The 22,714-nt window shown below is 56.1% G+C and carries 20 protein-coding genes; all 20 read right to left on the bottom strand.

Annotation, left to right across the window (positions count from 1 at the left end):
• Nucleotides 1–53: 53 nt before the first annotated feature.
• The 20 genes from secM to ilvI all read right to left on the bottom strand — a co-directional run bounded on the left by secM (nt 54) and on the right by ilvI (nt 22,693).
• Complete coding sequence (secM, locus tag IM271_RS08135) at nt 54–557, bottom strand: secA translation cis-regulator SecM (protein WP_193052425.1); 504 nt, start codon at nt 555–557, stop codon at nt 54–56.
• Nucleotides 558–837: 280 nt separating this feature from the next.
• Nucleotides 838–1,755: a UDP-3-O-acyl-N-acetylglucosamine deacetylase gene (gene lpxC / locus IM271_RS08130; protein WP_006810110.1), complete on the bottom strand. Its 918-nt coding sequence runs from the start codon at nt 1,753–1,755 to the stop codon at nt 838–840.
• Nucleotides 1,756–1,856: 101 nt separating this feature from the next.
• The gene (gene ftsZ, locus IM271_RS08125; protein ID WP_008501978.1) at nt 1,857–3,008 is read right to left on the bottom strand and encodes a cell division protein FtsZ; all 1,152 of its coding nucleotides are present in this window, start codon (nt 3,006–3,008) and stop codon (nt 1,857–1,859) included.
• Between the two features lie 63 nt (nt 3,009–3,071).
• Entirely contained in the window at nt 3,072–4,328 is a 1,257-nt protein-coding gene (gene ftsA / locus IM271_RS08120) for a cell division protein FtsA (RefSeq protein ID WP_006173845.1), read from the bottom strand.
• Complete coding sequence (gene ftsQ, locus IM271_RS08115) at nt 4,325–5,167, bottom strand: cell division protein FtsQ (RefSeq protein WP_045259458.1); 843 nt, start codon at nt 5,165–5,167, stop codon at nt 4,325–4,327. The genes ftsA and ftsQ overlap by 4 nt, the downstream gene beginning before the upstream one ends.
• A gap of 1 nt (nt 5,168) precedes the next feature.
• Nucleotides 5,169–6,089, bottom strand: coding sequence for a D-alanine--D-alanine ligase (locus tag IM271_RS08110; RefSeq protein WP_041911244.1), 921 nt, complete (start codon nt 6,087–6,089; stop codon nt 5,169–5,171).
• Nucleotides 6,082–7,557: a UDP-N-acetylmuramate--L-alanine ligase gene (gene murC, locus IM271_RS08105; RefSeq protein WP_028015510.1), complete on the bottom strand. Its 1,476-nt coding sequence runs from the start codon at nt 7,555–7,557 to the stop codon at nt 6,082–6,084. Before murC ends, IM271_RS08110 begins: the two co-directional genes overlap by 8 nt.
• Before the next feature lie 56 nt (nt 7,558–7,613).
• Nucleotides 7,614–8,678, bottom strand: a complete 1,065-nt coding sequence (murG, locus tag IM271_RS08100) for an undecaprenyldiphospho-muramoylpentapeptide beta-N-acetylglucosaminyltransferase (RefSeq protein ID WP_059357870.1) — start codon at nt 8,676–8,678, stop codon at nt 7,614–7,616.
• A complete protein-coding gene (ftsW, locus tag IM271_RS08095; RefSeq protein ID WP_028015508.1) occupies nt 8,675–9,919 on the bottom strand; it encodes a cell division protein FtsW in 1,245 nt (414 codons plus the stop codon). The genes murG and ftsW overlap by 4 nt, the downstream gene beginning before the upstream one ends.
• On the bottom strand, nt 9,919–11,235 hold the full coding sequence (gene murD / locus IM271_RS08090) for a UDP-N-acetylmuramoyl-L-alanine--D-glutamate ligase (protein ID WP_063154807.1): 1,317 nt from the start codon (nt 11,233–11,235) through the stop codon (nt 9,919–9,921). The genes ftsW and murD overlap by 1 nt, the downstream gene beginning before the upstream one ends.
• Before the next feature lie 2 nt (nt 11,236–11,237).
• Nucleotides 11,238–12,320: a phospho-N-acetylmuramoyl-pentapeptide-transferase gene (gene mraY / locus IM271_RS08085; RefSeq protein ID WP_008501985.1), complete on the bottom strand. Its 1,083-nt coding sequence runs from the start codon at nt 12,318–12,320 to the stop codon at nt 11,238–11,240.
• Nucleotides 12,314–13,672 carry a UDP-N-acetylmuramoyl-tripeptide--D-alanyl-D-alanine ligase gene (murF, locus tag IM271_RS08080; RefSeq protein ID WP_136343954.1) on the bottom strand — a complete coding sequence of 453 codons (1,359 nt, stop codon included), beginning with the start codon at nt 13,670–13,672 and terminating at the stop codon, nt 12,314–12,316. The genes mraY and murF overlap by 7 nt, the downstream gene beginning before the upstream one ends.
• On the bottom strand, nt 13,669–15,156 hold the full coding sequence (murE, locus tag IM271_RS08075; RefSeq protein WP_193052424.1) for a UDP-N-acetylmuramoyl-L-alanyl-D-glutamate--2,6-diaminopimelate ligase: 1,488 nt from the start codon (nt 15,154–15,156) through the stop codon (nt 13,669–13,671). Before murE ends, murF begins: the two co-directional genes overlap by 4 nt.
• Nucleotides 15,143–16,909: a peptidoglycan glycosyltransferase FtsI gene (locus IM271_RS08070; protein ID WP_028015504.1), complete on the bottom strand. Its 1,767-nt coding sequence runs from the start codon at nt 16,907–16,909 to the stop codon at nt 15,143–15,145. Before IM271_RS08070 ends, murE begins: the two co-directional genes overlap by 14 nt.
• 15 nt (nt 16,910–16,924) lie before the next feature.
• Nucleotides 16,925–17,290, bottom strand: coding sequence for a cell division protein FtsL (gene ftsL / locus IM271_RS08065; RefSeq protein ID WP_006173860.1), 366 nt, complete (start codon nt 17,288–17,290; stop codon nt 16,925–16,927).
• Nucleotides 17,287–18,228: a 16S rRNA (cytosine(1402)-N(4))-methyltransferase RsmH gene (rsmH, locus tag IM271_RS08060; protein WP_045259453.1), complete on the bottom strand. Its 942-nt coding sequence runs from the start codon at nt 18,226–18,228 to the stop codon at nt 17,287–17,289. The genes ftsL and rsmH overlap by 4 nt, the downstream gene beginning before the upstream one ends.
• Nucleotides 18,229–18,230: 2 nt before the next feature.
• Nucleotides 18,231–18,689, bottom strand: coding sequence for a division/cell wall cluster transcriptional repressor MraZ (gene mraZ / locus IM271_RS08055; protein ID WP_010426995.1), 459 nt, complete (start codon nt 18,687–18,689; stop codon nt 18,231–18,233).
• 599 nt (nt 18,690–19,288) lie between these two features.
• Entirely contained in the window at nt 19,289–20,296 is a 1,008-nt protein-coding gene (gene cra / locus IM271_RS08050; RefSeq protein WP_014168621.1) for a catabolite repressor/activator, read from the bottom strand.
• A gap of 179 nt (nt 20,297–20,475) precedes the next feature.
• Entirely contained in the window at nt 20,476–20,967 is a 492-nt protein-coding gene (ilvN, locus tag IM271_RS08045) for an acetolactate synthase small subunit (RefSeq protein WP_045259452.1), read from the bottom strand.
• Between the two features lies 1 nt (nt 20,968).
• Nucleotides 20,969–22,693 carry an acetolactate synthase 3 large subunit gene (ilvI, locus tag IM271_RS08040; RefSeq protein WP_193052423.1) on the bottom strand — a complete coding sequence of 575 codons (1,725 nt, stop codon included), beginning with the start codon at nt 22,691–22,693 and terminating at the stop codon, nt 20,969–20,971.
• Nucleotides 22,694–22,714: the final 21 nt, after the last annotated feature.

Below are 22,714 nucleotides of genomic sequence, written 5' to 3'. Positions count from 1 at the left end.
ATTCTCAAACGCCCCAGACGGGCAGATAAATTAAGGTATTGAAAAAGGTTAATTTAGCTGAGGCGTTGAGGCCCGGCACGGATGCCGTGAACCTGGCTAATCCATGTCGAAACGGAGAATGATACAGGAGGAACAAACCAGGTTTGCGCCGTCTGACTCACGGTCACGGGCGGCTGGTTATCCTGCGTCAGAAGCGCATTAAGCGTATCGAGCAGGGCAAGATGCTGAGCCTGAACCGGCAGCGACTCTTCAGCAACAGGCATCGTCTGCGGCGCCATCGCGAACGACAGATGACGAATAACCGTGCGGATGGCGTGCTGCTGCCAGTAATCAACGGAGAAATTAGGACGACGGCTGGCTTCAAGCCACGCGAGATTAGTAAAGTTAACCCGCGTCGAGAGATCGTGTTTAGTTGTCGTGGAACGTGCTGGCGCCGCCGCTTCCGCACTGTTGCTGAGCGCAGGCAAGCCGAAACTCGCCGCGACCATCCCTAATAAGAGATGCGGCCAGAAGTAACGTCTGCCAAATTGTCGCCAGCGCGTCAGTATTCCGCTCACTTGCTCCACCACAATCGCCCGCCAGTGCAGGCTGAGTTCAATTATTCTTTTTTAGCGCCCAGATATTACCACTAAAGCCAATACGCAGCAGCAGGAATGACACCTTGCAGCAGGTAAAAACGGTCAATAATGCAGCGAACACACCGTTATTCGGCACCCGACAATGGCCAGGGAGTAGAGGGGCAAATCAAAGAAGGGTAGAAATAAAAACGACTGGCTTCCCTGGTCGGAGAGAGTACCAGGTGAACCAGTCGCTTTTCTTACGAAACGGCGTTAACCGTTACGCCAGGACCATAGTCGGTGCTTTGAACGCCAGCGGCAGTTCCGCTTCGTCTTCAAAGGTCACATATTCCCAGGCTTCCTGTTTTGCCAGGACGGCCTGCAACAATTTGTTGTTCAGTGCATGACCGGATTTGAACGCGGTAAATGCACCAATGATGTTGTGACCACACATGAACAGGTCGCCAATCGCATCCAGCATTTTGTGACGAACGAATTCATCTTCAAAACGCAGGCCGTCTTCGTTCAGTACGCGATAATCGTCAACAACGATGGCACAATCGAAGCTGCCGCCCAGGCACAGGCCGCGGGACTGCAGATATTCGATATCACGCATGAAGCCAAACGTACGTGCGCGGCTGATCTGGCGCATAAACGCATCAGCAGAGAAGTTCATCGCGTAGCGCTGGGTGCTGGAGTCAATCGCCGGATGGTTAAAGTCGATGGTAAAGTCCAACGAGAAACCATTGTAAGGTTTGAATTCAGCCCACTTGTCGCCATCTTCGACGCGAACGGTCTCTTTGATGCGAACAAATTTCTTCGCACAGTTCAGTTCTTCGATGCCGGCATCCAGCAACAGATAAACGAACGGCGCAGCACTACCATCCATAATCGGGATTTCTGGCGCATCGACTTCAACAATAATGTTGTCGATACCCAGACCCGCCAGGGCGGCGTTCAGGTGCTCTACGGTAGAAATCCGCACGTCATGCTCGTTCACCAGACAAGTACAGAGCATTGTATCACGCACAGATTTGGCATCGGCCGGAAAATCTACCGGTGGATTCAAGTCGGTGCGACGATAGATGACCCCGGTATTGGCCGGCGCAGGGCGTAACGTCAGTGTGACTTTCTTGCCGGTATGTAAACCGACACCCGTCGCCTGAACGATACGTTTAAGTGTCCTTTGTTTGATCATCGTATAATCTCGCCAAATTAACTATCCAACCGAGAGTGTATATCACTAACGGTGGGCCAGTTTAGCACAAAGAGCGCAAATCCCCAAATTCCAGCCAATTCTTAGTCAGCTTGCTTACGCAGGAACGCCGGGATGTCCAGATAATCTGGCTCTTTTGCCGTTTGCGGCGTTGGGTCGTTCACCACTTTCGCGGCCGGTTTTTGCTCCTGAGTCAGAGGAGACATACCGTGCTGCTGGTAACGATCCATTACCGGTTGCTGAGTCTGCTTGTTGGTCACGAGAGTGATCTCAGGACGCTTGTCCATACCGATACCGGTCGCAACAACGGTAACACGCAGCTCGTCGTTCATTTCCGGGTCAAGGGAAGTACCGATTACCACGGTCGCGTTGTCAGAAGCGAACGCGCGGATGGTATTACCCACGGTTTCGAACTCATCCAGACGCAGGTCAAAGCCAGCGGTAATGTTGACCAGCACGCCGCGCGCACCGGACAGATCGATATCTTCCAGCAGTGGAGAAGAGATAGCCATTTCAGCCGCTTCTTCCGCACGGTCTTCGCCGCTCGCCACGCCAGAGCCCATCATCGCGTAGCCCATTTCGGACATCACGGTGCGAACGTCTGCAAAGTCAACGTTCATCAGGCCAGGACGGGTAATCAGTTCTGCGATACCCTGGACCGCGCCTTTCAGCACGTCGTTTGCTGCGCCGAAGGCGTCCAGCAGGGAAATACCGCGACCCAGAACTTTCAGCAGCTTGTCGTTCGGGATGGTGATCAGCGAGTCAACATGCTTGGACAGCTCGGTGATACCCTGCTCCGCGAAAGCCATACGCTTCTTGCCTTCAAAATTGAAAGGCTTGGTCACGACAGCAACGGTCAGGATACCTAAATCTTTAGCGACTTCAGCGACGACAGGTGCTGCACCGGTACCGGTACCGCCGCCCATGCCTGCTGCGATGAAGACCATGTCCGCACCTTCCAGTGCAGCACGCAGGGCTTCACGATCTTCTTCAGCCGCGTTGCGACCGACTTCCGGGTTAGCCCCAGCGCCCAGCCCTTTGGTGATGCCACCGCCGATCTGGATAGTCTGGCCAACTGCCGTTTTACGCAGTGCCTGCGCATCGGTGTTAACTGCGAAGAATTCAACACCTTCAATGCGTTCACGCACCATATGCTCTACGGCGTTACCGCCGCCGCCACCGACGCCGATGACTTTAATCACCGCGTCGTTGGTCAGTTCCATAGGTTCAAACATAATTTCTCTCTCCGTTGTGCCTGTCGCCCGAGACCGCTAATTCTCTCCGGTCTCTTTAAAAAATTAAAACTCTTTTCGCAGCCAGTTGTTCAGTCGTTTGACCCACGACCCCACTGAGACGCGTTTTTCCACTTCCGCTTCACCACTGAGATGAGATTCCTTCCCGTAGTGAAGCAGGCCCACAGCCGTTGAATAGTAAGGCTCCTGAGCATAATCCGTTAAACCGGTAATATTCAGCGGCGCACCAATACGCACCTGCGTATGGAACACGCGCTGAGCGCAGGCCGCAAGACCTTCAATTTGCGCTGCACCGCCGGTTAATACAATCCCCGCCGCAAGATGATGCTTAACGCCCTGCTGACGAAGCTGTTCCTGAAGCTGTAAAATCTCTTCGTTGACCAGGTTGAGCAGCTCGGTATAGCGCGGCTCAATTACCTCTGCCAACGTCTGGCGCTGCAGGCTACGCGGCGGACGGCCGCCCACGCTCGGCACCTCAACGCTCTCATCTTTACCAACGATAGACCCCAGCGCACAGCCGTGGCGTACTTTAATCGCTTCTGCATCGCTCGGTGGCGTACCAAAAGCGTAAGCAATATCGCTGGTCACAACGTTCCCTGCGTAAGGGATCACTTTAGTGTGGCGCAGCGCACCGCCGGTATACACGGCCATGTCCATTGTACCACCACCGATATCCACCACACAGACACCCAGTTCACGTTCGTCTTCGGTCAGCACGGAATAACTTGCCGCCAGACCGGCGAAAATAAGTTGGTCAACTTTCAGGCCACAACGTTCAACGGCTTTTACGATGTTCTTCGCCATATCGTTGTGACATGTGATCAGGTGCACTTTTGCCTGCATACGCACGCCAGACAGACCAACCGGGTTCTTGATCCCTTCCTGGTAGTCAATCGCATATTCCTGCGGGATCACGTGCAGCACGCGATGCTCATCGCGAACGCGCACGGACTTCGCCGTATGCACAACGTTTTCAACGTCTTCCTGCGTCACTTCTTCTTCAGAAATCGGCACCATACCGATTTCGTTCTGGCAGCTAATGTGCTTGCCAGAAAGGGCCAGATAGACAGAAGAAATCTGGCAATCTGCCATTAATTCAGCCTGGTCGATGGCGCGCTGTACGCATTTCACCACCGACTCAAGGTCGTTTACCCCACCTTTATCCATACCACGGGACGGGCAACTGCCCACGCCAATGATATTGACCATACCGTCGGGCAGAACTTCCCCTACTAAAGCGGCAACCTTCGCGGTGCCAATCTCCAGTCCAACTACCAGTTTTCTGTCCGTCGCCTTGATCATTGTTGTTCTGCCTGTACCTGTGCCTGATTCTGTTGCTGATTAGGTTCCTCGACCGGAGCCGGCTCCCAACCGACTGCTGCGCCTGAGTCATAGCGCAAATCAACGTAGCTTATCCGTTTGCCGTCCGCCTGCGCCTGCTGTTGTAAAACCGGGTAAAGTTCTACAAAACGCGCAAGACGTTTCATTGTGTCGCCGCGTCCCAGGTTGAGCTTAATGCCGTTCGTCAACGTCAGCTGCCAGGAGCGGCGCGCCGTCATCGCAGCATCTTTTAACGTAAACCTGTCCTTCGCCAGCACCTGCCCCATTTCACGAAAACCCTGCAATACTTCGTTTTCGCTGCCTTCAGGGCCATACAACATCGGTAAATTTTGCTTGTTGACACGATCGCTCGGGACGCTGAAGGAATTTCCATCTACGTCAACCATGTGCTGATCATTCCAACGCGCAATGGGCACATATTCAACCAGATGAATCTTCAATTCATCAGGCCATTGTTTTCTGACACTCGCCTGTTTTATCCATGGCAGACGTTCAATCTGGCTCTGGATAATATTGACGTCCTGCGTCATAAAGGTGCCGGGCGATCCCAGCGCCAGAATAGACTGGCGAATATCATCGTTACGCGTGTAGTGACGCTCGCCGGTCACCACCAGCTTTGACAGCGGCAACCGCTGTGCGTCTTCCATCCAGCCCAGCACCATCCAGCCGCTGATAAACACGGTGCACAGCACCCCGAGCAGGAAAATTATTCCTGCAAGACGCGTTCCATTACTCCGGCGTGAAGAAGTGTATTCTTCTTCGTCATCGCGGTTGCGCGTGTTCAATGCAGCCTGAGACATATCAGCCCGCCTGGTCCAGAATACGTACGACTAACTGCGAGAAGCTCATTCCCGCCTGACGCGCCGCCATCGGCACAAGGCTGTGGCTGGTCATTCCCGGTGAGGTATTGGCTTCCAGCAGATAAAACTGCCCGTCATTGTCCTGCATCACATCAATGCGTCCCCAGCCGCTGCAGCCCAAAACATTCCAGGCTTTAAGCACCAGGGACTGTAATTCGGCTTCGCGCTCTGCTTCAAGACCACAAGGGCAGAAATATTGCGTCTCATCAGAGAGATACTTCGCCTCATAATCATAGAAGACTCCGGCGGGTTGGATGCGAATTGACGGTAAAATTTCTTCGCCAAGCATCGCGACGGTAAATTCCGGCCCGCTGAGCCATTTTTCAATCAGAACTTCTTCATCGTGTTGAAATGCCAGCGCTAAAGCAGATGTTAAATCTTCAGCTTTATCGACCTTTGACATCCCGACGCTCGACCCTTCCCTGCTCGGCTTTACAATAACCGGTAAGCCCAGTGCCGCAATGCGTGTATTAACGCTGTCCGACAGGCCCAATTCAAATTCGCCGCGCGTCAGCGCCACCCACGGCGCAACGGGTAAACCCGCTCCCTGCCAGAGTAACTTACTGCGCAGTTTATCCATAGAGATGGCGGATGCCATCACGCCGCTGCCGGTGTAAGGCAGGCCGATCAGCTCCAGAAGCCCTTGCAGGGTTCCGTCTTCACCGCCACGACCATGTAACGCGATAAAGACCTTATCGAAGCCCATCGCTTTTAATTGCGTCACGTCGACCTCTTTTGGATCGACAATATGTGCGTTTACGCCGCCTTCACGCAGACCCGCCAGCACGGCAGCGCCGGAATTCAGAGAAACCTCGCGCTCGGCGGAGTTGCCGCCAGAGAGGACTGCAATCTTATCAGCCATGATGCTCATCCTCCTGGGTTTGCGGCTTCAGTTTGATTTCAGCTAAGGTACGGGCGATCTTGCCGATATTTCCCGCACCCTGAATCAGGATGAGATCGTTTCCGGTCAGGACCGGTGCCAGAATTTCCGCCACCTGTGCCGGGTCAGAAACCAGAATAGGGTCAACTTTACCGCGCCCGCGGATGGTACGACACAGGGAACGGCTGTCTGCGCCTGGAATTGGCGTTTCGCCAGCGGCGTAAACATCCAGCATCAGCAGGGTATCCACCTGTGACAGCACGCTGGCGAAATCGTCATACAGATCGCGGGTACGCGTGAAGCGGTGCGGCTGGAAGATCATCACCAGATTCTTCTCCGGCCAGCCCGCGCGTGCGGCTTTGATGGTCGCGTCCACTTCCGTCGGATGGTGACCGTAGTCGTCCACCAGCATCGCGGTACCTGGCTTACCATTCACCGCATCCAGCGGGAACTCGCCGAGGAAGTCGAAGCGACGCCCCGTCCCCTGGAAGCTTTCCAGCGCACGCAGGATCGCCTCATCATCAATGCCTTCTTCCGTCGCAACAGCCACGGCCGCTGCGGCGTTAAGTGCGTTATGGCGCCCTGGCGCATTCAGCGTGACGTGCAGCAGCTCTTTGTCCTGACGCGCCAGAGTGAAATGCCCCTGCGCACCAATCTGTTTGTACTCTTCCACGCGGACGTCAGCGTCTTCGCTGAAGCCGTAGGTGGTGATTTGACGACCGACGCGCGGCAGCAGCTCGCGGATCACCGGGTCGTCCACGCACATTACCGCACGTCCATAAAACGGCAGGTTGTGCAGGAAGTTGATGAAAGTCTGCTTTAAGTTTTCGAAGTCGCCCTGGTAAGTATCCATATGGTCGGCTTCGATGTTGGTGACAATCGCCACCATCGGCTGCAGGTGCAGGAACGACGCGTCGCTCTCATCCGCTTCCGCAATCAGATAACGGCTGTGGCCCAGACGCGCATGGACGCCTGCGGCTTTCACCAGACCGCCGTTGACAAACGTCGGATCGAGACCCGCTTCCGCATAAATGCTGGAAACCATCGCCGTGGTCGTGGTTTTACCGTGGGTACCGGCAATCGCAATGCCGTGACGGAACCGCATCAGTTCCGCCAGCATTTCTGCGCGGCGGATCACTGGAATGCGCGCTTCGTGCGCGGCAACGATTTCCGGATTGTCAGAGGAGATGGCGCTCGATACCACCACCACGCTTGCATCGCGCACGTTTTCCGGGCGATGGTTGAAATAGATAGTCGCCCCAAGCGACGCCAGCTGCTGCGTAACAGGGTTTGGCGCCAGGTCAGACCCGCTGATCTGATAACCTTCGTTAGCTAACACTTCGGCAATACCGCCCATGCCGGCACCACCGATGCCAACAAAGTGAATGTGCCGGACGCGACGCATCTCGGGCACGATTGAACGCAGTTTTGCCAGTTGTTGTGTATTCATTCTCTAAACGCCATCGACTACTTAAAATTCGTGCAGCGCAACACGCGCTGCGAGGGTTAAGCCTGGGCTGCCAGACTCACTTCTTTTGCCACCCGTTCTGTCGCATCCGGGATAGCGGCAGCGCGCGCGCGCTGTGCCATCTCCAGCAGTGCGTCTCTGTTCCAGCCCGCCAGGGTGGTGGCGACCGCATCGGCGGTAAAGTGTGGCTGCTCAAAAATTTTCGCCGCGCCGGCTTTCTCAAGCGGCAGCGCGTTCCAGTACTGCTGTCGGTCTTTGTGCTGGAACGGCACGAACAGCGCTGGCAAGCCGGCGGCGGCGATTTCGCTCACCGTCAGCGCGCCAGAGCGGCAGACCACGACATCGGCCCAGGCATAGGCTGCGGCCATATCGTCAATAAATTCCGTCACTTTATGCTGCGGCTGGCCTTCATCAGCGTACGCCTGCTCAACGGTCTGCTGAGCGCCTTTACCGCTTTGGTGCCAGATAGTCACGGCATCACCCAGCTTTGCCGCCACCTGCGGCATTGTCTGATTCAGAATGCGCGCACCCTGAGAACCACCAACGACCAAAACACGAACCGGGCCTTCACGTCCCGCCAGGCGGGCATCCGGCAGCGGCAGCGCCAGCACGTCGACGCGCACCGGGTTACCCACCACGTCCGCTTTCGGAAACGCACCGGGAAACGCCTGCATGACTTTGGTGGCGATTTTCGCCAGCCACTTGTTGGTCAGACCGGCAATACCGTTCTGCTCGTGCAGAACAACGGGAATGCCTAACGACCACGCGGCCAGCCCGCCGGGACCAGAAACATAGCCGCCCATACCCAGCACCACATCGGGCTTAAAGCGCGTCATGATGGTGCGCGCCTGACGCCAGGCATTAAAAATACGCACCGGCGCCAGCAGCATGGCCTTGAGGCCTTTGCCTCGCAGGCCGGAAATACGAATAAAGTCGATCTCAATACCGTGCTTCGGTACCAGGTCGGCTTCCATGCGGTCTGCGGTTCCCAGCCAGCGTACCTGCCAGCCCTGCTCCATTAAATGGTGCGCAACCGCCAGCCCCGGGAACACGTGTCCACCGGTACCGCCTGCCATCACCATTAACCGCTTCGGTTGATTCATCGTGAACCTCGTGTAAACGCCTGGGCTTTCTCCAGACGCGTCTCATAATCTATGCGTAACAAAAACATAATGGCCGTCGACATGATCAACAGGCTCGAACCACCATAGCTGATCAGCGGCAACGTCAGACCTTTGGTCGGCAGCATACCCGCTGCGGCCCCGACGTTAACCAGTGCCTGGAAGCTAAACCAGATACCAATTGAGCAGGCTAAGAAGCCTGAGAAGCGGTGATCGATCTCCAGCGCTTTTCGGCCAATCGACATGGCGCGGAAAGCGACGAAGAATACCATTAAAAGCGCTAATACCACACCGATATAACCCAGTTCTTCCCCAATAATGGAGAAGATGAAGTCGGTGTGCGCCTCCGGTAAATACTCCAGTTTCTGCACCGAGTTGCCCAGACCTTGCCCCCAGACTTCACCGCGGCCAAACGCCATCAGCGACTGCGTCAGCTGGTAACCGCTACCGAACGGATCTTCCCATGGGTTCCAGAACGAGGTCACGCGGCGGATACGGTAAGGCTCGGCGAGGATCAGCAGCACCACTGCTGATATTCCCATTCCGATAATGGCGATGAACTGCCACAGCTTGGCCCCTGCCAGGAACAGCATCGCCAGCGTGGTGACAAACAGTACGACAACGGTCCCGAGGTCAGGCTGCGCCAGCAGCAGGATCGCCAGCACCAGAATGACGCCCATCGGCTTTAAGAAGCCGCGAAGGTTGTTTCGCACCTCATCGACTTTTCGCACCAGGTAGTTTGCCAGGTAGCAGAATAACGAAAGCTTGGTGAACTCCGCAGGCTGAATACGCAGCGGGCCGAAGGCGATCCAGCGTGATGCCCCGTTAACGGAGCTCCCGACAACCAGCACGATCAGCAGCATGATAATGGAGGCGATCAGCATCGCGGTACTGTGGCGCTGCCAGAACGCCATCGGCAGACGAAGCGTTACCAGCGCCAGGCAGAACGCCAGAATGATGTACAGCCCGTCACGCTTGGCGAACAGGAAGGGATCGTTCGCCAGACGCTGTCCAACGGGCATAGAGGCCGACGTCACCATGATAAAGCCGATCGCCGCCAGCCCCAGCGTCAGCCAGAACAGGGTGCGGTCGTACATAATCAGGCTATCGGAATCTTTATCCCGTGAAGCCATCACCCAGCCTTTCAGCGCCGCAAACAGCCACACCAGAATTCCAAATCCTGGCAGGCGCGGCATTTTCAGGCGAGGGAGAGATAAACGCATCAGCCTAACTCCTTCGCAAGGCGGGTAAAGACATCGCCACGCTGTTCGAAATTCTTAAACTGATCGAGGCTGGCGCACGCCGGGGAGAGCAGAACCATGTCGCCAGGCTGCACGCGCGGGGCAATCAGGCGCATCGCCTGTTCCATCGTTTCAGTTTGCTCAGCAACTTCCGGGCGTAGTTCAGCCAGCTCGCTGCCGTCACGGCCAAAGCAGTACAGGCGGATGTTATCGCCGGTGAGGTACTGTTTCAGGGAGGAGAAATCAGCAGATTTGCCGTCGCCACCCAACAGAAGATGCAGGGTGCCGTCAACGTGCAGACCGTTCAGCGCGGCCTCTGTGCTTCCCACGTTGGTCGCTTTGGAGTCGTTAATCCAGCGCACGCCGTTATGCTCCAGCGCCAGCTGGAAACGGTGTGCCAGGCCGGAAAATGTGGTCAACGCTTTCAGGCTGGAAGAGCGCGGCAGCCCTACGGCATCTGCCAGCGCCAGCGCCGCCAGGGCATTGGTATAGTTGTGCTGGCCGGAAAGCTTCATCTCCTTCACGTTCAGCACCTTTTCACCTTTCACGCGCAGCCAGGTTTCGCCCAGCTGGCGGTTCAGATGATAATCACCCATGGTGATACCAAAGCTGATGCAGCGCTCGTCCGCGCCGCGCACCGGCATGGTCAGCGCGTCGTCGGCGTTAACCACGCAAATTTTGGCATTTTCGTAAACACGCAGCTTGGCCGCACGATACTGCTGCAGACCAAACGGATACCGATCCATATGATCTTCCGTCACGTTGAGGATCGTTGCCGCCGCCGCATGCAGGCTGGAGGTGGTTTCAAGCTGGAAGCTGGAAAGTTCCAGAACGTACAGCTCGCAGCCTTTGTCCAGCAGCATCAGCGCGGGCAGACCGATATTGCCGCCTACCCCTACGTTCATGCCTGCGGCTTTCGCCATTTCACCCACCAGGGTAGTGACGGTGCTTTTGCCGTTAGAACCGGTGATCGCGATAACCGGCGCCTGCGCTTCGCGGCAGAACAGCTCGATATCGCCGACAATCTCAACGCCCGCATCCGCAGCAGCGCTCAGTGAAGGGTGCGCCAGCGCCATACCCGGGCTGGCGACAATCAGATCGGCTGCCAGCAGCCAGTCATCATTCAGACCACCAAGGTGGCGTTCAACCTGTTCCGGCAGCTTGTCCAGACCCGGCGGAGAGACACGCGTATCCATCACGCGCGGCGTCACGCCGCGCGCAAGGAAAAAGTCCACGCAGGAGAGGCCAGTGAGGCCTAACCCGATGATAACGACTTTTTTACCCTGGTAATCTGCCATGATTAACGTACCTTCAGCGTTGCCAGGCCAATCAGCACCAGCATCAGCGAAATAATCCAGAAGCGCACAATCACGCGCGGCTCCGGCCAGCCTTTCAGTTCATAGTGGTGGTGGATCGGCGCCATACGGAAGATGCGCTGACCGCGCAGCTTGAAGGAGCCGACCTGCAAAATCACCGACAGGGTTTCAACCACAAACACGCCGCCCATGATCACCAGCAGGAACTCCTGACGCAGCAGCACGGCGATAATGCCCAGCGCACCGCCCAAAGCCAGAGAACCGACGTCACCCATAAAGACCTGCGCCGGATAGGTGTTGAACCAGAGGAAGCCCAGCCCCGCGCCGACTATCGCCGTACAGACGATCACCAGCTCACCCGCGTGACGCAGATAAGGAATGTGCAGGTAGTTCGCAAAGTTCATGTTACCGGTCGCCCACGCCACCAGCGCAAAACCAGCCGCCACGAAGACGGTTGGCATAATCGCCAGACCATCCAGGCCATCGGTCAGGTTAACGGCGTTACCGGTACCAACAATTACAAAGTAGGCCAGCAGGATGTAGAACAGCCCCAGCTGCGGCATCACGTCTTTAAAGAAGGGCACCACCAGTTCGGTGGCGGGCGTATCTTTTCCTGCCAGATACAGCGCGAAGGCAACGCCCAGCGCAATCACTGACATCCAGAAATACTTCCAGCGGGCAATCAGGCCCTTCGTGTCTTTGCGGACGACTTTACGGTAATCATCCACAAACCCGATAATGCCGTAGCCCACCAGTACGGTCAGCACGCACCAGACGTACGGGTTAGACGGATAGGCCCACAGCAGTACGGAAACGACGATCGCGGTCAGGATCATGATCCCGCCCATCGTCGGCGTACCGCGCTTGCTGAAGTGCGACTCCGGACCGTCGTTACGTACGACCTGGCCGAAAGAGAGTTTTTGCAGACGGGCAATCATGCGCGGGCCCATCCACAACGAGATGAACAGCGCAGTCAGCAGGCTGACGATGGCGCGAAACGTCAGATATGAAAAGACGTTAAAGCCTGAATAATATTTGACCAAATGTTCGGCCAGCCAAACTAACATGTCCCGTTCTCCTGTAATGCGTGCACAACCTCTTCCATGGCGGCACTACGTGAACCTTTCACTAACACTGTCACAATTTGTTTTTCTGTAATTAATGCCTTAAGGCGCTCAATCAACGCGGCTTTGTCGGCAAAATGTTCGCCAACGCCGCTGGCATGGCTAATCGCCTGGCTCAGTTTTCCTGCGCTCAGCACGCAGTCCAGTCCCGCCGCTTTCGCCGCTTCACCCACCTGGGTATGACAGGCTTCGCTTTCATCGCCCAGCTCCGCCATGTCGCCAACCACCATGACGCGGTAGCCCGGCATTTCAGATAGCACCTGCACCGCCGCCGTCATTGAGCCGACGTTCGCGTTGTAGGAGTCATCCAGCAGCAATTTGTTTTCTGCAAGCGGGATCGGGTACAGGCGTCCCGGCACGGCTTTCAAATTCGCCAGCCCGGTTTTAATCGCCTCGTGTGACGCTCCCACCGCCGTCGACAAGGCCGCTGCCGCCAGCGCATTGGCGATGTTATGGCGTCCCGGCAGCGGTAACAGCACGTCTACGTCACCCGTTGGGGTAGCAAGCGTGAATTCCGTACCGTGCGACGTCACATGGATATTGGTCGCGGTAAAGTCACTGTTGGCCGCGTTCGGCGAGAAGCGCCAGGTTTTACGCGAGCCAATGATGCTCTGCCAGTTCAGCCAGTCGTTGTTGTCGGCATTGAGAATGGCAATGCCGTCAGCAGGCAGACCGGTGTAGATTTCGCCTTTCGCTTTCGCCACGCCTTCCAGCGAGCCAAAGCCTTCCAGATGCGCTGCCGCAAGGTTATTCACCAGCGCCGCTTCCGGGCGAGTCAGGCTCACGGTCCAGGCGATTTCGCCCTGGTGGTTTGCCCCTAACTCGATCACCGCAAACTCATGCTCTTTGGTGAGGCGAAGTAATGTCATCGGCACGCCGATGTCATTATTGAGGTTGCCTGCGGTATAAAGCGTATTACCGCACTGGCTGAGGATGGCCGCCGTCATCTCTTTCACTGACGTTTTGCCCGATGACCCGGTCAGCGCGACAACGCGAGCAGGTACCTGCTGACGAACCCAGGCGGCCAGTTCACCGAACGCGAGACGCGTATCGTTCACCACAATCTGCGGCAAATCGATATCCAGCCTGCGGCTGACCAGCAGCGCGCCAGCGCCGTTTTCTTTGGCCTGTCCGGCAAAATCATGCGCGTCAAAACGTTCGCCTTTCAGCGCCACAAACAGACAGCCCGCGGTCACTTTACGGGTGTCGGTGGTGACCGCGTCAGTGGTCAGATCCTGGCCCAGCAGCTCGCCGTGCAGTACCGCAGCGGCCTGGCTTAAGGTGATGCTAATCATGCGACGACTCCCAGCAGACGCGCTGCCGTTACGCGGTCGGAGTAGTCCAGACGACGATTGCCAACAATCTGATAGTCTTCATGACCTTTACCGGCCAGCAGAACGACATCATTTTCTTTTGCCTGCATGATGGTGTTTGTCACGGCTTCCGCGCGGCCTTCCACCACACGGGCGCGACCGGCGTCCAGCATACCCGCCAGAATGTCGTTGATGATGGCGCGCGGCTCTTCGGTACGCGGATTGTCATCGGTGACCACAGGAATGTCCGCGAACTGCTCCGCAATGGCGCCCATCAGGGGACGTTTACCTTTGTCGCGATCGCCACCGCAGCCGAAGACGCACCAGAGTTTACCGGTGCAGTGCAGGCGTGCCGCTTCCAGCGCTTTTTCCAGCGCATCCGGCGTGTGGGCATAATCGACAACCACGGTCGGTTTGCCCGGCGCGCTAAACACTTCCATACGGCCGCAAACCGGCTGGAGACGCGCTGACGTTTTCAGCAGTTCCGCCAGCGGATAACCCAGCGCCAGCAGCGTTGCCAGCGCCAGCAGCAGGTTGCTGACGTTGAACGCCCCCATCAGGCGGCTTTCGATTTCACCGTCACCCCAGGAAGAGGCAAAGCGGATCGTCGCGCCACTGTCGTGATAGTTAACGTCAACGGCTTTCAGCCAGCGGCCGTGGCAATTCGGATTGATATGGTCTTCCATCGACACCGCTACCGCGTCTGGCAGCTTCGCAAGCCAGCGGCGGCCCACTTCGTCGTCGGCGTTGATGATGGCCTGGCCGTAATGGTGAGTAGAGAACAGCAGCCATTTCGCGGCTTCGTAGTGCTCCATATCACCATGATAATCAAGGTGATCGCGGCTCAGGTTGGTGAACACTGAAGCAGTAAACTTCAGTGCCGCGACGCGGTGCTGTACCAGGCCGTGCGAAGAAACTTCCATCGCGGCAAAGGTTGCCCCCTGCCCTGCCAGACCGGCAAGCACGTGCTGTACGTCAACCGCCGAACCGGTGGTGTTTTCCGTCGGGCTCACTTTGCCCAGCAGGCCGTTACCCACGGTCCCCATCACCGCGCCGGTTTCACCCAGCAGCTGAGCCCACTGCGCCATCAGCTGCGTGGTGGTGGTTTTTCCGTTCGTGCCCGTCACGCCAACCAGACGCAGCTGGTCGGAAGGTTCGTGATAAAAACGTCCTGCCAGTGCAGAGAGACGCTCATTCAACTGGCTGAGATAGATAACCGGCACCCCGTGCATTTCACGGATCTCACCGTCGGTTGCCTCGTCTTTAGCCTCAGCAATAATGGCAGCCACACCTTGCGCAATCGCCTGCGGGATATAACGACGCCCGTCCGCCTGATGACCAACCACCGCCACAAAAAGATCGCCAGAAGCAGCCACGCGGCTGTCCAGTACCATCTCTCGCAGTGCTCGCTCCGGTGCATTTGGCACCCACGGAGCGAGAAGGTCGCGCAAATTACGATCTGCCACCTGTACCCTCGCCTTGATTAATTACAAATTCACTTTTTTCGCCCGTCGCCAGCGCATCTGGTTCAACGTTCATGGTGCGTAACACGCCACCCATGATGGCGCCAAACACAGGCGCGGAAACGGCGCCGCCGTAGTATTTACCCGCCTGTGGATCGTTAATCACGACCACCAGCGCAAAACGCGGATTGCTAGCAGGCGCAACGCCTGCGGTATAGGCAATGTATTTGTTGATGTAGCGGCCGTCTGGCCCCACCTTTTTCGCCGTACCGGTTTTAATGGCGATGCGATAGCCTTTGATGGCCGCCTTCACGCCGCCGCCGCCCGGCAGCGCCACGCTTTCCATCATGTGCACAACGGTACGAACGATGGATTCCGGGAAGATACGCTCGCCCGGAACCGGTGGATCAACTTTGGTGATGGACAGCGGGCGATAGACGCCGTAGCTGCCAATCGTTGCGTAGACTCGCGCTAACTGTAACGGGGTTACCATTAGCCCGTAGCCGAAAGAGAAGGTGGCCCTCTCTATGTCAGACCACCGTTGTTTTTGAGGATATAAGCCACTGCGTTCTCCGACCAACCCCAAATTGGTCGCCTTTCCAAGTCCAAAACGTGAGTAAGTCTCTACTAACGCTGAGGACGGCATCGCTAACGCCAGCTTTGAAACACCGACGTTACTCGACTTCTGTAACACCCCGGTCAGGGTCAATTCGCTGTAGCGCGCCACGTCTTTAATCTCGTGGCCGTTAATACGGTAAGGGATCGTGTTCAGGACCGTGTTTTCATTGACGATACCGCGCTGAAGCGCCGTCATCACCACCATCGGCTTCACCGTGGAGCCGGGTTCGAACACGTCGGTAATCGCCCGGTTACGCATCGCATCTTTTGCGGTGCCGGTAAAGTTGTTCGGGTTGTAGGAAGGACTGTTGGCCATAGCCAGCACTTCTCCGGTGCTGACATCCACCAGCACGGCGCTGCCGGATTCTGCCTTGTTAAACGCCACGGCGTTGTTCAGCTCGCGGTAGACCAGCGCCTGCAGGCGCTCGTCGATACTCAGAGCCAGGTTGTGCGCCGCCTGGCTGTCCGTAGAGGAGATATCTTCAATGACGCGCCCGTAGCGGTCCTTACGCACAATTCGCTCGCCAGGCTGGCCGGTGAGCCACTTATCGAAGCTTTTTTCAACGCCTTCAATCCCCTGGCTGTCGACGTTGGTGAAGCCGATGAGGTGAGCGGTTACTTCTCCGGACGGATAGTAACGACGGGATTCTTCGCGCAGATGAATGCCCGGCAGCTTCAGTTTCCGAATGTAGTCCGCCATGTCAGGGTTAACCTGGCGCGCCAGATAGATAAAACGCCCTTTCGGGTTCGCGTTGACGCGGGAGGCTAGCTGATCCAGCGGCATTTTGAGCGCATCTGAAAGCGCTTTCCAGCGGTTATCAAGCGTGATGCCACCGGCGTCGTGCAGCTCTTTCGGATCGGCCCAGATCGCCTTCACCGGCACGCTCACCGCCAGCGGGCGACCTGAACGGTCAGTGATCATTCCGCGAGAAGTCGACACTTCCTGAACGCGAAGGGAGCGCATATCTCCCTGGCGTACCAGCATGTCAGGGGCGATGATTTGCAACCACGCCACGCGTCCCAGCAGGAAACCCAGCGCCAGTAAAATGCAGCCGCAAAGCAACGCAAAACGCCAACTGATGAAGTTGGCCTGTTCTTCCTGACGTTTTGGTTTAAGCGTTTTTGCCGCTGCTTTCATGCGTCGCGTGTTCCCTTATTTTTGTACTACGATATTTTCCTGGGAAGGATCAACATGCTGCAGCTGCAGCTTTTCCGTTGCGATCCGTTCAACCCGGCTGTGATCGCCGAGCGCGTTTTCTTCAAGGATCAGATTTCGCCATTCAATATCCAGCGCATCGCGTTCCAGCACCAGCTGCTCGCGTTGCGCAGTCAATAAACGTGTATGGTGAGCTGTGGTCACCACCGTAACTGCCGTAACAATGATGCAAATGAACAGGCAGAGTGGCAGTTTCCCGAATCGCAAAAGATCGTCGCCGATCACGCCAGGCAAGGCATGGCGCTCGTTGCTTCCTAACGATCCCTTAACTTTGCTTAGGGTTTCTGTCACTCTGCCGATCATGCGTTCGTCCTCTCTGCAACTCGCAGCACTGAACTACGGGCACGTGGATTCTCTGCCACCTCTTCTTCGCCCGGCATCAACTTGCCTAATGCTCGCAACTGACGGCCCCCCAGCTTCCTGAGTTGTTCTTCCGTCATCGGCAACCCCGCGGGAACCTGAGGACCGCGGCTCTGTTCACGCATGAAGCGTTTTACAATGCGGTCTTCCAGCGAATGGAAGCTGATGATGGATAACCGCCCACCCGGGGCCAGCACGTCGAGCGAGCTTTTTAGCGCCAGCTCTATTTCCTCCAGTTCACTGTTTACCCAGATGCGAACCGCCTGGAAGGTACGGGTCGCGGGATGTTTGTGCTTATCCTTCACCGGCGTTGCCGCCGCGATCACCTCGGCCAACTCTTTGGTGCGGGTCATCGGCTCAATGCGGTTGCGCTCAACGATGGCGCGCGCAATGCGCTTGCCAAAACGTTCTTCGCCGAAGGTTTTGATCACCCAGGCAATATCGGCTTCGTCAGCGGTCTGCAGCCATTCGGCGGCAGACTGGCCGCGCGTCGGGTCCATACGCATGTCCAGCGGACCGTCGCGCATAAAGGAGAAGCCGCGTTCTGCATCATCAAGCTGGGGTGAAGATACGCCAAGATCGAGAAGAATCCCGTCGATCTTGCCCGTGAGATCGCGCTCGGCCACGTAATCAGCGAGCGCAGAAAAAGGTCCATGCACGATGGAAAAGCGTGGGTCATTGATGGTCTGTGCAACGGCAATCGCCTGCGGATCGCGATCGATTGCCAGCAGGCGTCCTTCCTCTCCAAGCTGGGAGAGGATCAAACGCGAGTGACCACCGCGACCAAACGTGCCATCAATGTAGATGCCATCCGGACGAATATTCAGGCCGTTCACGGCCTCGTCCAGTAACACCGTTTTATGTTTATAATTTTCCATCATATTTATAGAGACAAGTCCTGCAGCCGTTCCGATAAAGTTGCGGAATCAGACTGCTCAGCGTCGATATCTTCCTTGACCTGTTGATACCAGGTCGTTTCGTCCCACAGTTCAAACTTGTTGAACTGCCCGACCAGCATCACTTCTTTGGTCAGACCGGCATGTTGCCGCAACACAGGAGCAATCAGTAATCGCCCGGCGTTATCCATCTGACATTCACTGGCATGTCCCAATAAGAGCCGCTGCACGCGGCGTTCCTGCGGGTTCATGCTCGACAGTCGCGACAGCTTTTGCTCAATGATTTCCCATTCAGGCAAGGGGTAAAGCAGCAGGCAGGGGGAGTTGATGTCAATGGTGCAAACCATTTGACCCGAAGCATTCTCAATCAGCTGGTCGCGGTATCGGGTTGGTACCGATAAACGCCCCTTGCTGTCGAGATTGACTAACGTTGCTCCACGGAACATGCCAGTCTCACCCCTCCTCACCACTTTAACCCACAAATTCCCACCTGAAGGAGTTTACGGAGCGAGGGAAAAGCTTGTCAAGCCAGGACTCTCCCTATACGAGGCTGTACGCCCACTATTTACAGAGATAAACAGTCCCGGTTAATAACTGCACAACTGGCGAGGCAAAATTAACGTTATGAATATTTGTAAGAAAAAAACCGAATATGCACACTAGCGTTAAGGCTCACTCAATATCATCGCAGATAAATATAAAGTGTCAGTTTGCGACGCGGGCAGCATTTTATGACAGATTGTCAGGGGATGACAGCGCCAGATTCGCTCAATCGGTCGGTAGAAGCGGCGGTTGCGTTGCTGGCCGGTCGGGGGGAAGAAAAAACGTCTGAATATTCATCGACCGAAGAGGGTTTGTAACAAAGTAATACAAAGAGAGGCGTCTAAAAATCGCTTCATGATTCTTTAAGGGCCATTTTAAACGGCAAAATGAATTAAGAAAAATAGTAGATTAGGATCTCTCAAGAATTATCCTAATTTCACTGCGGGAATTAACTCGACGAATAATTCCAGTAAAAAGGGCGGTTTTTCGCCGCCCCGTCATTTCATTTATGGCGGCTCAAAATTCCGCGATGATAGAGATTACGTTTGATACGCGTCAGACCCGGCTTCGGTTTGCGCGGCTCATCCAGGCTCGCCAGAACAATCTCCAGGACGCGTTCAGCTACATCTCGGTGACGCTGGGCCACCGCCAGCACCGGGCACTGAAGGAAATCGAGAAGCTCGTTATCCCCAAACGTGGCGATCGCCAGGTCAGAGGGGAGCTTGCCTTCACGACGCAAGGTGACATCCATTACCCCCTGCAGAAGGGCAAATGACGTGGTGAACAGCGCCTGGGGCATCGGGTGCGTCTCCAGCCATTTTTCGAACAGCTGCGCAGCGGCTTCGCGTTCATAGCTGTTGGCATAGAGATAGTGGACTTCACGCGGATCGTCTTTCCAGGCGGTTCTGAACCCTTGCTCACGCAGGAAGCTTACGGAAAGCTCGGGCAGCGCGCCAAGATACAGCACCGTTTCAGCGGGGAAGGTTCTCAGCTCAGCGGCCAGCATTTCCGCGTCATCCTGATCGGCACCCACTACGCTTGTGAAATGCTCACGATCGAGCGCGCGGTCCAGCGCCACGATGGGGAACGGATCGTTCGCCCAGCGCTGGTAAAACGGATGCTCCGGCGGTAAGGAGGTCGAGACGATGATGGCATCGACCTGACGCTGGAGCAGATGTTCAATGCAGCGCATCTCGTTATCAGGCTGGTCTTCAGAACAGGCTATCAGCAGCTGGTAACCGCGCTGGCGGGCCTGACGTTCGAGATAGTTGGCGATACGGGTATAGCTGGTGTTTTCCAGATCCGGGATCACCAGACCAATAGAGCGGGTGCGCCCGGCACGCAGGCCGGCAGCGACAGCATTCGGATGGTAGTTATGCTCACGAACCACCGCCATAACTTTTTCAACGGTCTTATCGCTGACGCGGTACTGCTTTGCTTTGCCGTTAATCACATAGCTGGCCGTTGTTCGTGACACGCCGGCTAGCCGGGCGATTTCATCCAGTTTCACAATTGCCCCTTAAAAAAAGAAAAGAGTCCATGGCCCTGTCAAGGTTATGGTTAAATCTTTTAACATCTAAACGCAGAAAAGCCTTCGCGGCAACCGCTTTTATCTGCGTTGTCGGCTGATTACGCAAAAAAAAGCCCGGCTTTGGTGACCGGGCTGAAAGAGGCGAACCTTTTTAACAACTACCGCATGATTTTCTCGCCGCGTGACAGACCAACGATCCCCGATCTCGCCACCTCAACAATTTTTGCTACATCCCGCACGGATGCCAGGAAAGCGTCCAGCTTGTCACTGGTTCCGACCAGTTGAACCGTATAAAGAGAAGGCGTGACGTCGATGATCTGCCCGCGGAAGATATCCGCATTGCGTTTGACCTCTTCGCGCCCGTAACCGCTGGCCTGTATTTTTACCAGCATGACCTCACGCTCAACGTAAGCGCCCTGCCCCAGCTCGCTTACGCGCAGCACATCGACCAGCTTATGCAGCTGTTTCTCGATCTGCTCAATTACCTTGGCATCGCCAACGGTCTGAATCGTCATACGCGACAGCGTCGGATCGTCCGTTGGCGCCACGGTCAGGCTTTCAATGTTATAGCCACGCTGCGCAAAAAGCCCAATGACGCGCGACAGTGCGCCAGACTCGTTTTCCAGTAATACCGATAATATCCGGCGCATATCAGGTTCTCTCCGTTTTGCTTAACCACATCTCGTCCATACCGCCGCCGCGAATATGCATCGGATAAACGTGCTCGGTTCCATCAACGATGACATCCATAAAGACGAGGCGATTGTTTTTAACGTGCTCAAGCGCTTCGGCGAGCTTCGTTTCCAGTTCAGCCGGATCGGTCACCCGCATCCCTATATGACCGTAAGCTTCAGCAAGACGAACAAAATCCGGCAGCGATTTCATATATGACTGAGAGTGGCGGCCCGAGTAGATCATATCCTGCCACTGCTTCACCATACCGAGATAGCCGTTATTAAGGTTGAGCACCAGTACCGGCAGCTCATATTGCAGCGCGGTGGAAAGTTCCTGAATGTTCATCTGAATACTGCCGTCTCCGGTCACGCAGACGACGGTTTCATTTGGCAGCGCCAGCTTCACGCCCAGCGCGGCAGGCAGGCCAAAGCCCATCGTGCCTAAACCTCCCGAGTTGATCCAGTGACGCGGTTTATCAAACGGATAATAGAGGGCGGCAAACATTTGATGCTGGCCCACGTCAGAGGTCACATACGCGTCGCCTTTCGTCAGTCGCCATACCGTTTCGATGACCGCCTGCGGCTTAGTATGCTCGCTTTGGGTGTCATATTTCAGACACTGTCGTGCGCGCCATTGCTCAATTTGCTGCCACCAGTCACGGATTTCATCCAGTGGTTGCGCTGTGTTTTCCAACGCCAGCAGATCCAGCATTTGTTCAAGGACCTGTCGCGCGTCGCCGACGATAGGTACATCAGCCGACACCGTTTTTGAAATTGACGTCGGATCGATATCAATGTGCAGCACGGTGGCGTTCGGGCAATACTTCGCCAGGTTGTTGGTCGTACGATCGTCAAAACGCACGCCGACGGCAAAGATGACGTCAGAATGATGCATCGTCATGTTGGCTTCATAGGTACCGTGCATACCCAACATGCCGAGCGCCTGACGGTGGGTGGCGGGAAACGCTCCGAGTCCCATCAGCGATGACGCAACAGGAAGATTGAGCTTTTCAACCAGTTCACGAAGCTGTGCCTCACACGCTGAATTGACGGCCCCGCCACCGACATAGACCACCGGTTTTTTAGCGGCCAGCAACGTTTGCAGCGCGCGTTTGATCTGACCTTTGTGACCCTGCGTTGTTGGGTTGTAAGAGCGCATGCTCACCGATTCCGGCCAGACATAGGGCAGCTTGTTTGCCGGGTTCAGGATATCTTTAGGGAGATCGACCACCACCGGCCCCGGGCGCCCGCTTGCCGCCAGCCAGAACGCCTTCTTCAGAATGCCAGGAATGTCTTCGGTTTGCTTGACCAGGAAGCTGTGCTTCACGACGGGACGCGAAATCCCGACCATGTCGCACTCCTGAAACGCATCATAGCCAATCAGTGATGTCGCGACCTGTCCGGAAAGGATCACCAGCGGAATAGAGTCCATGTACGCGGTCGCAATGCCGGTAATGGCGTTTGTCGCACCGGGCCCCGACGTGACCAGGACCACGCCCACCTCACCCGTCGCACGCGCCAGGCCATCGGCCATATGTACCGCCGCCTGCTCATGGCGTACCAGCACATGGTCAATACCCCCTACCGTATGCAGTGCGTCATAAATATCAAGGACCGCGCCGCCAGGATAGCCGAACACTTGCTTTACGCCCTGATCGATCAGCGACCGGACGACCATTTCCGCGCCAGACAACATCTCCATGCTTTGCCTCCAGGCATTTTG

The organism is Enterobacter cloacae complex sp. I3, from assembly GCF_014896175.1.
Lineage (GTDB): Bacteria > Pseudomonadota > Gammaproteobacteria > Enterobacterales > Enterobacteriaceae > Enterobacter > Enterobacter bugandensis.
This window is presented reverse-complemented; position numbering and strand designations above follow the sequence as displayed.

Coding starts and splice junctions, on each gene's coding strand:
- lpxC (WP_006810110.1), bottom strand. CDS start 1,755: ATGATCAAACAAAGGACACTTAAACGTATCGTTCAGGCGACGGGTGTC.
- ftsZ (WP_008501978.1), bottom strand. CDS start 3,008: ATGTTTGAACCTATGGAACTGACCAACGACGCGGTGATTAAAGTCATC.
- ftsA (WP_006173845.1), bottom strand. CDS start 4,328: ATGATCAAGGCGACGGACAGAAAACTGGTAGTTGGACTGGAGATTGGC.
- ftsQ (WP_045259458.1), bottom strand. CDS start 5,167: ATGTCTCAGGCTGCATTGAACACGCGCAACCGCGATGACGAAGAAGAA.
- IM271_RS08110 (WP_041911244.1), bottom strand. CDS start 6,089: ATGGCTGATAAGATTGCAGTCCTCTCTGGCGGCAACTCCGCCGAGCGC.
- murC (WP_028015510.1), bottom strand. CDS start 7,557: ATGAATACACAACAACTGGCAAAACTGCGTTCAATCGTGCCCGAGATG.
- murG (WP_059357870.1), bottom strand. CDS start 8,678: ATGAATCAACCGAAGCGGTTAATGGTGATGGCAGGCGGTACCGGTGGA.
- ftsW (WP_028015508.1), bottom strand. CDS start 9,919: ATGCGTTTATCTCTCCCTCGCCTGAAAATGCCGCGCCTGCCAGGATTT.
- murD (WP_063154807.1), bottom strand. CDS start 11,235: ATGGCAGATTACCAGGGTAAAAAAGTCGTTATCATCGGGTTAGGCCTC.
- mraY (WP_008501985.1), bottom strand. CDS start 12,320: ATGTTAGTTTGGCTGGCCGAACATTTGGTCAAATATTATTCAGGCTTT.
- murF (WP_136343954.1), bottom strand. CDS start 13,672: ATGATTAGCATCACCTTAAGCCAGGCCGCTGCGGTACTGCACGGCGAG.
- IM271_RS08070 (WP_028015504.1), bottom strand. CDS start 16,909: ATGAAAGCAGCGGCAAAAACGCTTAAACCAAAACGTCAGGAAGAACAG.
- ftsL (WP_006173860.1), bottom strand. CDS start 17,290: ATGATCGGCAGAGTGACAGAAACCCTAAGCAAAGTTAAGGGATCGTTA.
- rsmH (WP_045259453.1), bottom strand. CDS start 18,228: ATGATGGAAAATTATAAACATAAAACGGTGTTACTGGACGAGGCCGTG.
- mraZ (WP_010426995.1), bottom strand. CDS start 18,689: ATGTTCCGTGGAGCAACGTTAGTCAATCTCGACAGCAAGGGGCGTTTA.
- ilvN (WP_045259452.1), bottom strand. CDS start 20,967: ATGCGCCGGATATTATCGGTATTACTGGAAAACGAGTCTGGCGCACTG.
- ilvI (WP_193052423.1), bottom strand. CDS start 22,693: ATGGAGATGTTGTCTGGCGCGGAAATGGTCGTCCGGTCGCTGATCGAT.